12 protein-coding genes are annotated in these 11,619 nt (G+C 69.2%); 8 read left to right on the forward strand and 4 right to left on the reverse strand.

The features are described from left to right. Positions 1-42 precede the first annotated feature (42 nt). The 4 genes from cmtR to ACTMMA_RS14830 all read left to right on the forward strand — a co-directional run bounded on the left by cmtR (position 43) and on the right by ACTMMA_RS14830 (position 4,361). A complete protein-coding gene (cmtR, locus tag ACTMMA_RS14815) occupies positions 43-402 on the forward strand; it encodes a Cd(II)/Pb(II)-sensing metalloregulatory transcriptional regulator CmtR (protein WP_441190895.1) in 360 nt (119 codons plus the stop codon). Then, positions 399-2,348, forward strand: coding sequence for a heavy metal translocating P-type ATPase (locus tag ACTMMA_RS14820; RefSeq protein ID WP_441190896.1), 1,950 nt, complete (start codon positions 399-401; stop codon positions 2,346-2,348). Before cmtR ends, ACTMMA_RS14820 begins: the two co-directional genes overlap by 4 nt. A 75-nt stretch (positions 2,349-2,423) precedes the next feature. After that, positions 2,424-3,023 (forward strand): cadmium resistance transporter, encoded by a 600-nt coding sequence (locus tag ACTMMA_RS14825; protein ID WP_441190897.1) that lies wholly within the window; start codon positions 2,424-2,426, stop codon positions 3,021-3,023. A gap of 381 nt (positions 3,024-3,404) precedes the next feature. Beyond that, positions 3,405-4,361 (forward strand): arsenic resistance protein, encoded by a 957-nt coding sequence (locus ACTMMA_RS14830; RefSeq protein ID WP_441190917.1) that lies wholly within the window; start codon positions 3,405-3,407, stop codon positions 4,359-4,361. A 149-nt stretch (positions 4,362-4,510) separates the two neighbouring features. Here the strand turns inward: ACTMMA_RS14830 and merA are convergent, their stop codons facing one another. Continuing rightward, entirely contained in the window at positions 4,511-5,932 is a 1,422-nt protein-coding gene (gene merA, locus ACTMMA_RS14835; RefSeq protein ID WP_441190898.1) for a mercury(II) reductase, read from the reverse strand. An 88-nt stretch (positions 5,933-6,020) separates the two neighbouring features. Here merA and ACTMMA_RS14840 point away from each other — a divergent pair, with 88 nt between their 5' ends. The 4 genes from ACTMMA_RS14840 (at position 6,021) to ACTMMA_RS14855 (ending at position 10,215) form a co-directional block, all read left to right on the forward strand. Further along, positions 6,021-6,410, forward strand: coding sequence for a heavy metal-responsive transcriptional regulator (locus ACTMMA_RS14840; RefSeq protein WP_441190899.1), 390 nt, complete (start codon positions 6,021-6,023; stop codon positions 6,408-6,410). Between the two features lie 708 nt (positions 6,411-7,118). Further along, positions 7,119-7,547 (forward strand): ArsR/SmtB family transcription factor, encoded by a 429-nt coding sequence (locus ACTMMA_RS14845; RefSeq protein ID WP_441190900.1) that lies wholly within the window; start codon positions 7,119-7,121, stop codon positions 7,545-7,547. Further along, positions 7,544-9,532, forward strand: a complete 1,989-nt coding sequence (locus ACTMMA_RS14850; RefSeq protein ID WP_441190901.1) for a heavy metal translocating P-type ATPase — start codon at positions 7,544-7,546, stop codon at positions 9,530-9,532. The genes ACTMMA_RS14845 and ACTMMA_RS14850 overlap by 4 nt, the downstream gene beginning before the upstream one ends. Continuing rightward, positions 9,529-10,215 carry a methyltransferase family protein gene (locus tag ACTMMA_RS14855; protein WP_441190902.1) on the forward strand — a complete coding sequence of 229 codons (687 nt, stop codon included), beginning with the start codon at positions 9,529-9,531 and terminating at the stop codon, positions 10,213-10,215. The genes ACTMMA_RS14850 and ACTMMA_RS14855 overlap by 4 nt, the downstream gene beginning before the upstream one ends. Before the next feature lie 496 nt (positions 10,216-10,711). Here ACTMMA_RS14855 and ACTMMA_RS14860 read toward each other — a convergent pair whose 3' ends face one another. The 3 genes from ACTMMA_RS14860 to ACTMMA_RS14870 form a co-directional block, all read right to left on the reverse strand. After that, positions 10,712-10,915 carry a hypothetical protein gene (locus ACTMMA_RS14860; protein WP_441190903.1) on the reverse strand — a complete coding sequence of 68 codons (204 nt, stop codon included), beginning with the start codon at positions 10,913-10,915 and terminating at the stop codon, positions 10,712-10,714. Between the two features lie 280 nt (positions 10,916-11,195). After that, entirely contained in the window at positions 11,196-11,438 is a 243-nt protein-coding gene (locus ACTMMA_RS14865) for a hypothetical protein (RefSeq protein WP_441190904.1), read from the reverse strand. A gap of 10 nt (positions 11,439-11,448) precedes the next feature. Continuing rightward, a complete protein-coding gene (locus tag ACTMMA_RS14870; protein ID WP_441190905.1) occupies positions 11,449-11,604 on the reverse strand; it encodes a hypothetical protein in 156 nt (51 codons plus the stop codon). Positions 11,605-11,619: the final 15 nt, after the last annotated feature.

The raw sequence follows: 11,619 nt of genomic DNA on the forward strand, positions 1-11,619 counted from the left end.
GCGGGCGAGGCATAGTTCAGCGTTCCATGTATAGTTCAGCACATGCTGACTCTTGCTTCTCGTCTAGATGTGATGAACCGCCTGGGGCGGGCGATGGCGGACCCGAGCAGGTCGCGGATCTTGATGACCCTGCTGGACCGTCCGGCCTACCCGGCTGAGCTGGCCGCGGACCTGGACCTGACCCGGTCGAACGTGTCGAACCACTTGGCGTGTCTGCGGGACTGCGGCATCGTGGTGGCGCAGCCGCAGGGCCGACAGACCCGTTACGAGATCGCCGACCCACACCTGACGCGGGCGCTGACCGCGCTGGTCGAGGTGACCCTGGCGGTGGACGAGAGCGGCCCGTGCATGGACGTAGCCTGCACGGTCGAGGGTTGCGGCGGGCGGGCGGTGAACCTGTGAACGCGATCACCGGGCATCAGGTCGACCATGCTGACCTGGATCATGACGAGGACGAGGAAGGTCCCTGGTGGAAGGATCGGGAGGTCCTGATCCCACTCCTGTCCGGAGTCGCGTTGCTCGCGGGGTGGGTCGCCGAGTGGTCCGGCGCGTCGAGCGTCGCGCCCGTGCTGTTCTGGGCCGGTCTGCTGCTGGGCGGGTCCACGTTCGTCCCCGGTGCGGTGCGCGGGCTGCTCACCCGGGGCAAGCTCGGCATCGGGCTGCTGATGACGATCAGCGCGGTGGGCGCGGTGATCCTGGGGTATGTCGAGGAGGCCGCCGCGCTGGCGTTCCTGTACTCGATCGCCGAGGCCCTCGAGGACAAGGCGATGGACCGGGCCCGCTCCGGGCTGCGGTCACTGCTGAAGCTGGTGCCGCAGACCGCGACCGTGCGCCAAGACGGTGACACGGTCGAGGTGAAGGCGGCAAGCCTGCAGGTCGGCGACCTCCTTCTGGTACGTCCCGGGGAGCGGGTCGCAACAGATGGCACGGTGCGCGAGGGGCGCAGCAGCCTGGACACCTCGGCCATCACCGGCGAGTCGATCCCGGTCGAGGTCGACCCCGGGGACGCCGTCTCGGCCGGGTCGATCAACACCTCCGGCGTGCTCACGATCGAGGCCACCGCAGCGGGGACCGACAACTCCCTGACCACGATCGTCGCCCTGGTCGAGCAGGCGCAGGCTGACAAGGGTGAGCGTGCCCGCCTGGCAGACCGGATCGCGCGTCCACTGGTACCCGGAGTTCTCGTGCTCGCCGTCCTGGTGGCGCTCCTCGGATCACTGCTGGGCGACCCGGAACTGTGGATCACCCGGGCCTTGGTCGTGCTCGTCGCGGCCTCCCCGTGCGCACTGGCCATCTCCGTCCCGGTCACCGTCGTCTCGGCGATCGGAGCAGCCAGCAAGTTCGGCGTGGTCATCAAGTCCGGGGCGGCGTTCGAACGCTTCGGGGGCATCGGCCACATCGCCGTCGACAAGACCGGCACGCTGACCCGCAACCAGCCGGTCGTCACCGACGTCGCCACCGTGGGCGGCGTCTCCCGCGAGCAGGTGCTCGGCTGGGCCGCCGCTGTGGAGCAGCACAGCACCCACCCCCTGGCTGCCGCGATCACCGCGGCCGCACCACAGACAGCACCGGCCCAGGACCTGACCGAGACTGCCGGGCACGGAATCACCGGCCGTGTCCACGGCGCCCAGATCACCGTCGGCAGCCCCCGCTGGCTCGACCCCGGACCCCTGAGCGCCCAGGTCGAGGCCATGGAGGAGCAGGGCGTGACGGTCGTCGTGGTGCGCCGCGACGGCCAACCGGTCGGGGCGGTCGGGGTGCGCGACGAACTGCGCCCAGAGGTACCCGGCGTCATCGCAACTCTGACCCGCGACGGCGTGGGTGTGACCATGCTGACCGGGGACAACACCCGCACCGCCCACGCGATCGCGGCCCAGGCCGGCATCGAGGACGTCCGTGCCGAGCTGCGCCCGGAGGACAAGGCCGCAGCCGTCACCGAGCTCAGCACGGGTCGTCCAACGGCGATGATCGGCGACGGGATCAACGACGCCCCAGCCCTGGCCGCCGCCGACCTAGGCATCGCCATGGGCGCCACCGGCTCCGATGCCGCGATCGAGTCCGCCGACGTCGCCTTCACCGGCCATGACCTGCGCCTCATCCCCCAGGCCCTGACCCACGCCCAACGCGGGCGCCGGATCATCAACCAGAACATCGCCCTGTCCCTGCTCATCATCGCCGTCCTCCTGCCCCTGTCGATCACCGGCGCGCTCGGCCTGGCAGCCGTCGTCCTCGTCCACGAGGTCGCCGAGGTCATCGTCATCGCCAACGGGCTACGCGCCGCCCGGACACCCCGGTCCCGCCTGAAGGGTGCCGCCGCGAGGATTGACCGTCAGGTCAGCCACGCCTGATCAGTCAGGCGGTCTCCAGACGTCACGGGCTGGCAGCCTGCGCCAGCATGCCTGCCCACGAAAGGTAGCCACTCGGTGCTTGCTTCGATCCTCCAGGCGATCGGTCTGTTCCTGGCGACGAACATCGACGACATCATCGTGCTGTCGCTCTTCTACGCTCGTGGTGCCGGCCTCCCCGGCACCACGAGGAAGATTCTGATCGGCCAGTACCTCGGGTTCGGGGCCATCCTCCTGGCCGCGGTCCTCGTGTCCCTAGGAGCACGCAGCTTCCTACCAGCGGGCGCACTGCCCTACTTCGGGCTCATCCCCCTGCTCCTGGGCCTGTACGCCGCATGGACAGCGTGGCGTAACGGGGACGAGGACGAGGACGAGGACGAGAAACTCACCGGCAAGGAGATCAGCGCGCTGACCGTGGCCGCCATCACCTTCGCCAACGGTGGGGACAACATCGGGGTCTACGTGCCGGTGTTCGCTAGCGTCAGCACCACCGCCCTGGTCGCCTACTGCATCGTCTTCCTCGCACTGGTCCCCGTCCTCGTCCTGGCCGCAAAGTTCGTCGCCACCCGCCAGGCGATCGCCGAAGTCCTCGAACGCTGGGAACACATCCTGTTCCCCATCGTCCTCATCGGCCTCGGCGTGTTCATCCTCGTCGAAGGCGGAGCATTTGGCCTCTGAACCCCGGTCACATCCCTTCGCGGGGCGATTGCGGGGCCCACCCGGTGAGCGTGTCCTGCGGACGTAGGCGCGGAAGAAGTGCCCCGATCGCGCAAGGTTTCGGCGGCTCGAGTGTGCAGCCTTCGCTGCACCTCGACAGTTGTCCAGATGTGGGACGGCGGCGAGCAGGGCGACGCCCGGTCGACCTTCGAGGCGCGCGAAAGTGGCAGAGCCGGCGGTGAACTTCCAGGGGCACTGGCACCCAGGTGGCTGGTGGTGAAGCCCGACCGCGGCTGCTGAGGGCGGCCCAGGTCAGGACCGGGTGCCGGTGCGCAGCACGACAAAGAGCCACGATCACCTCCCTACACTGGGACGGTGCCGGTGACCCCTCTGATCAGTGCGATGGAGCGCCGACAGATTGGTCTGTACCTGCTGGCTATCGTCGGCGGGGCGATCCTTGGCTGGTCGTTTCCTGCTGCTGCCGGACCGCTTGAGCACGCCATCAATCCGGTGATCGGGCTCTTGCTGTTCGCCACGTTCCTGGGGATCCCGTTCGCCGCGATCGGTCAGGCCGTGCGCGATGTGCGCTTCATGACCACGGTCCTGGTCCTGAACTTCGTCCTCGTTCCCCTCGTGGCCTTCGGCCTGTCGCGGTTCGTGGCCGATAACTCGGCTCTGCTGGTGGGTGTGCTGCTGGTGCTGCTCACGCCGTGCATCGACTACGTGATCGTCTTCTCCGGGCTGGCCGGCGGTTCCAGTGAGCGCCTACTCGCTGCCGCGCCGCTGCTGATGCTGATCCAGATGCTGTTGCTGCCTCTGTACCTGCTCATCTTCGTCGGCCCGGAACTCGTCTCGGCCATTGAGACCGGTCCCTTCCTCGAAGCGCTCATCGGGCTGATCATCATCCCTCTCACGCTGGCAGCCCTCACCCAGTGCTGGTCGAAGAAGCGGGCAGCCGGTAGGACGGTCATGGCCGTCATGGAGGCGATGATGGTTCCGCTCATGATGGCCTCGCTGGCTGTGGTGATCGGATCGCAGATCCATGGGGTGGGCCAAGAGATCACCGCGCTGCTCGCAGTCGTCCCTCTCTACGTGGCCTTTCTGGTGGTGATGGTTCCCATCGGGATGGCCTCCGCGCGGGTGGCACGACTCGACAGGGCAAGTACCACGGCCGTGGTCTTCAGTGGCGCCACTCGAAACTCGCTAGTGGTGCTCCCGCTGGCACTCGCGCTCCCTGCGCCCCTGAGCCTGGTGCCGCTCGTCGTTGTCACCCAGACCATGGTCGAGCTCCTCGGCATGGTGGTCTACGTGAAGGTCATCCCCCGCCTCGTCACCCCGCAGTCGGTGTTGCAGGACTGATCCCACGGGGCGGAAGAGCCCGTGCACCTGCCGACAGACTGAACATCCTGGAGTGCCACACGGAGCACAGGGACGGCTGCCCTGGTCGGACATCGCAGCATGTGGGACGAGGGGCGCACGGTGGCTGTAGCGTCACGCTCGGGCTGGGTTCAGGCGCAGCAGGAGGTGGGCATCTCGTCGCGGAAGAGTTTGGCGGTCAGGCGCAGGCTCTCGGCCATGGTCAGGTACGGGGCCCAGGTGTCGGCGACCTGGTCGATGGTCATGCCAGCCTTGATGGCGTAGGTGGCAGCGAGCATCATCTCTCCGGCGTTGTCGGCGGCGGCGTGCACGCCGAGGACGACGCCGGAGGTGGTGTCGGCGACGATCTTGACCGCACCTCGGATGTCGCGGTTCACCAGGGCGCGGGGCACGTCTGCCAGGGACAGAACCCGGCTGTCGACGGCGAAGCCGGCCTCTCGGGCAGCGCGCTCGCTCAGGCCGGCCGAGGCTAGCTGGGGCCGGGTGAAGGTGACCGCGGGCAGCGCCGTGTAGTCGACCGACCGGTCCGCAGCAGGGTCCAGTGCGTTGGCCGCCGCCACGAGGCCGGCCTCGGCCGCGACGTAGACGAACTGGGGACCGCCGGTGACGTCGCCGGCGGCCAGGACGCGCGGGTTGCTGGTGCGCTGGTGGGCGTCGACGACGACGAACCCCGCGTCGTCGGTGGCCACCCCGGCGGCTGGCAGGCCCAGTTCGGTGGTCTGCGGTCGCCGGCCGGTCGCGACCAGCACCTGCGCTGCGGGCAGCTGGGCGCCGGAGACGGTGGTGACCCGGACACCGTCCGGAGTGCGGGCGAGGGTGGCGGCGTGCTCCTCGACGACGGTGATGCCGTCATCGGTGAACACCTCACGCATGACGTCGGCAAGCTCAGGCTCGGCGTGCGGGGTGAGCCGGCCGACCAGGGTGACCTTGCTGCCCAGGTGGGCGAACAGCTGGGCCTGCTCCAGTCCGACGTACCCACCGCCGATCACCACTATCGAGGTGGGCAGCTCGCGCAGCTGCATCGCGGTGGTCGAGGTCAGATAGTCCACCTCGCCCAGACCGGGCAGGTCCGGTAGCGCCGGGCCGGCGCCGGTGGCGATGACGTAGGCCCGTGCCCGTAACGGCGACCCGGCCACCTCGAGGGTGTCACGGTCCCGGAACCGGGCGCTACCGGCCAGCAGGCCGAATCCCCACGCGGCCGCGACGTCGACGTACTTGGTCTGCCGCAGGTCGGTGACCAGGTCCTCCTTCGCCTCGACCAGCGCCGCAAGGTCGACCGCGCCGGCAGCAGTGGCGACCCCGGGATGGCGGGCGACCCGGGCGGTGTTCCTGGCGCCGGCCGCGGCGAGCAGGGCCTTCGAGGGGACGCAGCCGCGATTCACGCAGGTCCCGCCCAGGACGTCGCGCTCGATCAGCACGGCCGAGGCGCCACGGCGGCGGGCCTCGATCGCTGCACCCATGGCCGCACCCCCGGACCCGATCACGGCCAGGTCGACATCGAACGCCCCGGTTGGCTGCGGCCGGGTCCGGTCGAGCGAGTCTGGAATGGTCATGGTGGTTCCTTCCGCGGGCGGGTGTCTACGATGGACATGATCGACCTTCCAGTGCAGGGGAAGGTCAAGTCAGGAGGGGCGGCGGGCGATGCGCATCGGGGAACTGGCCGAGCTGACCGACACGAGCACCAAGACCCTGCGGTTCTACGAGGACACCGGGCTGCTCCCACCGGCACCGAGGGCCGCCAACGGCTACCGCAACTACGGCCAGGAGACCGTGGACCGGCTGAACTTCGTCCGCCGCGGTCGCGCCGCCGGACTGACCCTCGCCCAGATCCGCCAGGTCCTGCACATTCGCGACGCCGGAGACGCTCCCTGCGCCCACGTCCACGACCTGCTCACCGAGCGGCTGAACGAGATCGACCGCCAGATCACCGACCTACAAGCCCTACGCGCCACACTCACCCCCATGCGTGAGCGAGCAGCAGGAGCGACCCCGGACAACTGCGCACCACAGGCCGTCTGCCGCTACCTCTGAGCCCCCGAACCCGCATCCGCCGCGACACACTTGCCCACCTGCTACATCTCCCGAAGCCCTGCTGACGGCGAATCGCCCTCACCTAAAACCCGCAGTCGACGATGCCGTCGGCAGCGACCTCAGCCCGTGCGCAGCGGCGCTCGTTCGCTCACGCTGGGTGTAGGCCAGCGCCGCGGCGGCGCGGACCTCTCAGTCACATCCGCACATGCCGCGAGACGCGCTACTTTGCACAGCACGTGCCGGGATACCCTGATCGTGCAAAGTTCGCCGGGCCGGCTGTGCAGTCTTCGCTGCATCTCGACAGCCAGTTCATTCCATGAATTAGTGACTGTTATGGATCTTACGGCCATGCCCTACTCCAAGTTGGGCTAACTGACCGTGTCTGCGTCTTTGGGGCGCCGGTCGACCCGCGCAGTGTAGGTTCCTGGCCATAGTGTCGGATTCCTGCGCATCTTGTCTGATGCAACCCGGCGAAGGACAGTTCGCCCCCAGGTTCAACGAGTTCCTCCGCCTCCACCCACCGCCTGAGTGAAGGCGGACAGGCCAGCGGACCGGGCCCTCCACGAACGACCTGCGGCATGAGCGTGCACTGATTGCTGGCGGCTAGCGGTGGCTAGCGGTGGTTCGAAGGGAAGTCCGACCAGCTCCAGGTGGCTCTCCCCGCAGAGTTAAGGGCGACGACCCCCAAGACCACGCTATCATCGTTATATGACGATGACATCGAACGAGGCGGGCGCGCTTGAGACACCATCTGCAGGCGCCGGGCTCGATGTTGCGGCGGCGTTGTTCCATGGCCTGTCGGACCCTTCCCGGTTGGCGATCCTGCAGCACCTGAGCCTGGGGGAGCACCGTGTGCGGGACCTCACCGAGCACCTCGGACTGGCGCAGTCGACGGTGAGCGCGCACCTGGCGTGCCTGCGCGACTGTGGCCTGGTGGAATCCCGGCCGCAGGGTCGGGCCTCGATGTTCTCGCTGACCAGTGCGCCCGAGCTGTTGGGCGTGCTGGATGCCGCGGAGCGTCTGCTTGCCTCCTCGGGGTATGCGGTGGCGCTGTGCCCGAACTACGGCGTCGGGACCGAGGGCAACCCGGCCCCGGACCAGCTGCGCACGCACGCCGGGCAGGAGGCGGGGGCGTGAGCGGCCAGGAGACCCCGGAGCGGGAGGCCGTCGTGGACGCGTGCGGGTGCGAGATCACCCGGCCGTCTCACACCGGTGAGGTGGAGGAGCCGGTCACCCGGCTCTGGCAGGTGCGGGAGGTGCAGCTGGGTCTGCTCTCCGGTGCCCTCCTGGGGGTCGGGTTGCTGGCTGGGCTCGCCGGGTGGGAGATCGCCGAGCTGGTGCTGGCTGCGGCGGCACTGCTGGTGGGCGGGTCCACGTTCGTCCCGGGGGCGTTGCGGCGGCTGGCGCGCGGCAAGCTCGGTGTCGGCCTGCTGATGACGATCGGTGCCGTGGGCGCCACCCTGCTGGGGCAGGTGGAGGAGGCCGCCGCGCTGGCGTTCCTGTTCTCCCTCAGCGAGGGCCTGGAGGAGTACTCCCTGGCCCGGACCCGGCACGGGCTACGGGCGCTGCTGGACCTGGTGCCCAAGGAGGCAACCGTGCTGCGCGGGGGCCGCGAGCTCGTGGTCGACCCCGGGCAGCTGGTGGTCGGCGACGTCATGGTGGTCCGGCCCGGGAAGCGGTTGGCGACCGACGGGATCGTGCGGGCCGGCCGCAGCAGCCTGGACACCTCGGCAATAACCGGCGAGTCGATGCCGGTGGAGACCGGGCCCGGTGAGGATGTCTTCGCCGGGTCGATCAACGGCGCCGGCGCCCTGGAGGTCGTGGTCACCTCCACCGCGCAGGACAACTCCCTGGCACGAATCGTGCACGTGGTGGAGGCCGAGCAGTCCCGCCGCGGCACCACCCAGCGGCTAGCCGACCGCATCGCCGGCCCGCTGGTGCCCGGCATCCTGGTCGCCGCCGGCCTGACGGTCCTGCTCGGCGCCCTGCTCGGGGACCCCTCGGTGTGGGTGCACCGGGCCCTGGTCATGGTCGTGGCCGCCTCTCCGTGTGCCCTGGCGATCTCGGTGCCGGTCACCGCCGTGGCCTCGATCGGCGCGGCCAGCCGCCGCGGGATCCTGGTCAAGGGCGGCGCCGCGATGGAAGCCCTGGGCAAGGTGCGCACCGTCGCCCTGGACAAGACCGGCACCCTGACCCGCAACCAGCCCGCAGTCATCGACGTCGCCACCGCGCCCGGCCACGACCGGGGCCAGGTGCTGGCCTGGGCGGCCGCGCTCGAGGCCCGCAGCGAGCACCCGCTCGCCGCCGCCATCCTCGCCGCCACCGACCAGGTGCCGCCCGCCCAGGACGTCGAGGCGGTCGTCGGCGCCGGCCTGGTCGGCACCGTCGACGGCGAGAGGGTCCGGCTGGGCAAGCCCACCTGGGCCGAGCCCGGTGAGCTCGCCTCGGCGGTGACCGGTATGCAGCAGGCCGGCGCGACCGCGGTCGTGGTCGAGGTCGACGGCCACCCGGTCGGCGCCATCGCCGTCCGGGACGAGCTGCGGCCGGAGGCGACCGAGGTCATCTCCCGCCTCGGTGACCAGGGTTACACGGTGGCCATGCTCACCGGTGACAACCAGGTCACCGCCCGCGCCCTGGCCGGGCAGGCCGGCATTGCGCAGGTGCACGCCGACCTGCGACCGGAGGACAAGTCCATGGTGGTCAGCCGGCTGCGCGCCCACGCACCCACGGCGATGGTCGGCGACGGCGTCAACGACGCACCCGCGCTGGCCACCGCCGATGTCGGCGTCGCGATGGGCGCCATGGGCACCGACGTTGCGATCGAGACCGCCGACGTCGCCCTCATGGGTGATGACCTGCGGCTGCTGCCGTTCGCGTTCGACCACGCCCGCCGCACCCGGGCCATCATGCTGCAGAACGTCGTGCTGTCCCTGGCCTTGATCGCGGTCCTGATCCCGCTGGCCCTCTGCGGCGTCCTCGGCCTGGCGGCGGTGGTGCTGATCCACGAGCTGGCCGAGGTCGTCGTCATCGCCAACGGCGTCCGCGCCGGACGCACCAGACAGCAGCTGCCCACCCTGGCCCCGTTGGCAGATCCGGTTCGGGTGGAAGGCGCCGCGGTATGAGCGACACTCTGCTGGCGGGCATCGCCCTCGGCCTGTACCTGACCACCCTCATCCTGGCCTTCGGGGTCCGGGCCTGGGTCCAGTTCCGGCGCACCGGGGCCACCGGGTTCGTCGGGTTCTCCGAGCCGGCCGGCTCCCTGGGCTGGTACGGCGGACTGGCTTTCGCCGCCGCGCTGGTCACCTGCACGCTCGCACTGGCAGCCGGAGCCTTCGGCTGGTTCGGCCCGCTGGGCACAGCCGCCCACGCACTCACAAGCTGGGGCGGGTACCCCATTCTGGCCGGTGTCGGTCTTCTGCTGGTCGTCGTTGCCATCGCCGTGGTACTGCGTGCCCAGTCGGATATGGGCACCAGCTGGCGGGTCGGCGTCGACCACCACGAGAGCAACACGTTGGTCACCACCGGCTTGTTCGCTCGTGTGCGCAACCCGGTCTTCACCGGGATGGTGATGGCGCTGGTCGGGTTCACGCTGATCGTGCCCACCCCGCTCACCGCCCTTGCGCTGGTCGTGCTCATCCTGGGGGTGCAGATCCAGGTCCGGGCAGTCGAGGAGCCCTACCTGCTGGCTAACCACCCGGCCGCATACCCCGCCTACGCCGCCCGAACGGGCCGCTTCCTCCCAGGACTAGGACGGCTACCCGCCGGCTCCGGCGATACGGCACCGGAGCGGCGCTGCTCGCGCTGAGGACGGCTACGCTGTGTCCGGCCCCCACCGCGGGGCGCGCTACTTTGCACTGCACGTGTGGACTGGGCCCGATCGTGCGAGGTTGGCCGGGCTGACTGTGCAGTCTTGGCTGCATCTCGACATCGGTGTCGAGATGCAGCGAAGATTGCACAACGGGCGCACTATTGCAGCCAATAACGCCGCGACTCTCCGTTACATAACTGATGGTTACCAGTAAGGGAGTTCGCGTGGAGGCGTGGCGGGATCACCCTGTGGCCAGTCAAGCGGGTGATCGGCTCGGCACCGCGCATGTGGCTCGCCGTATCGCCGACTTGGTCAAGGACACTCGTTGCGAGGCAGCTGGAACTCAAACTTTGGGTAGAGGTTGTTGGCACCGCTAGCGGCGCTGGTCGGGAACGTTCCAGTCTGGGCATTCTAGCCACCACGCGTTCCAGTGCTCGAGGCGGCCGTCTTTCACCGCAGCGTCGACCGCGGCGCCGAACATCGGCAGGTCCAGCTAGTTGGGGTCGGCCAGGTATGTCTCCAACGAAGGAAGCTGGCCCACGTCGATATCGAACGTCTCGTGCATACACGGGACCCACTCATCCCTCAGGTAGGCGTGCTGCTGCGCCCGTGCTTCCGGAGAGTCCTGCTGTTCCAGTTCAGCCACCGGATACTGGGCGCGACAGGTCTCGTCGGCCCGGTCGAAGTCCTCCGACATCGCCGCATCATAGGGCCCGTACTCCACCGAACCGTCCGGTCCCACCCCAGAGGCCGGGAAGCCTGCCTCCGCTAAGCAGGCCGTGTGGACTGTCAGCGATTCTGCCCACCCGACCCTCCGGACCACGTCTACGCCAGGAGAGCTGGTGGCGGTGCCGGAGAAATTCTCAGAGTCCGCCGAGGGCGCACAGGCAGACAAGCCCACGACAAGCGCAGCCATGACAACGACGCGACCATGTGGCGTGCGGCCGTGAACATCATCTGCGCGAGGCGGCATTTGATCAGCGCCCGAAACGCTTCTGCGCGGCCTGCTTCGTGACGCCGAGCGCTAGACCGATACTCAACCAGGAGTCGCCGGCTTCGCGTGCCGCGCGAACGGCGTCGTGCAGTTCGCGCTCGGCCTGAGCCATCCCTTCCTTCGCCGCGATGATCCGGCGGAAGTGAACGGCGTCGCGAGCTTGGACGGTCGCTGGGTCGAGCTCGTCCAGCACCTTCTCGATGTCGTTGCTGTTCGTCGTTGCCATGGAGGTCACCTCACTTCAGGAGCTCGTAGAACTTCGGTCGCAGTCGGTCGGCATGGATGATCCGGTCCGCATCGTGGGCTGGCATAGCGACCAGTTCCAGCCAGTTGCCAGCCCGGTCTGGCCCGATGACGATGAGTCGCTCCTCGCCGTACTGCTCGATCTCCACGAGTCGAACCGCGTT

The organism is Ornithinimicrobium panacihumi, from assembly GCF_052073805.1.
GTDB classification, from domain to species: domain Bacteria; phylum Actinomycetota; class Actinomycetes; order Actinomycetales; family Dermatophilaceae; genus Ornithinicoccus; species Ornithinicoccus panacihumi.

Coding starts and splice junctions, on each gene's coding strand:
- cmtR (WP_441190895.1), top strand. CDS start 43: ATGCTGACTCTTGCTTCTCGTCTAGATGTGATGAACCGCCTGGGGCGG.
- ACTMMA_RS14830 (WP_441190917.1), top strand. CDS start 3,405: ATGGAGCGCCGACAGATTGGTCTGTACCTGCTGGCTATCGTCGGCGGG.
- merA (WP_441190898.1), bottom strand. CDS start 5,932: ATGACCATTCCAGACTCGCTCGACCGGACCCGGCCGCAGCCAACCGGG.
- ACTMMA_RS14840 (WP_441190899.1), top strand. CDS start 6,021: ATGCGCATCGGGGAACTGGCCGAGCTGACCGACACGAGCACCAAGACC.
- ACTMMA_RS14845 (WP_441190900.1), top strand. CDS start 7,119: ATGACGATGACATCGAACGAGGCGGGCGCGCTTGAGACACCATCTGCA.
- ACTMMA_RS14855 (WP_441190902.1), top strand. CDS start 9,529: ATGAGCGACACTCTGCTGGCGGGCATCGCCCTCGGCCTGTACCTGACC.
- ACTMMA_RS14860 (WP_441190903.1), bottom strand. CDS start 10,915: ATGTCGGAGGACTTCGACCGGGCCGACGAGACCTGTCGCGCCCAGTAT.
- ACTMMA_RS14865 (WP_441190904.1), bottom strand. CDS start 11,438: ATGGCAACGACGAACAGCAACGACATCGAGAAGGTGCTGGACGAGCTC.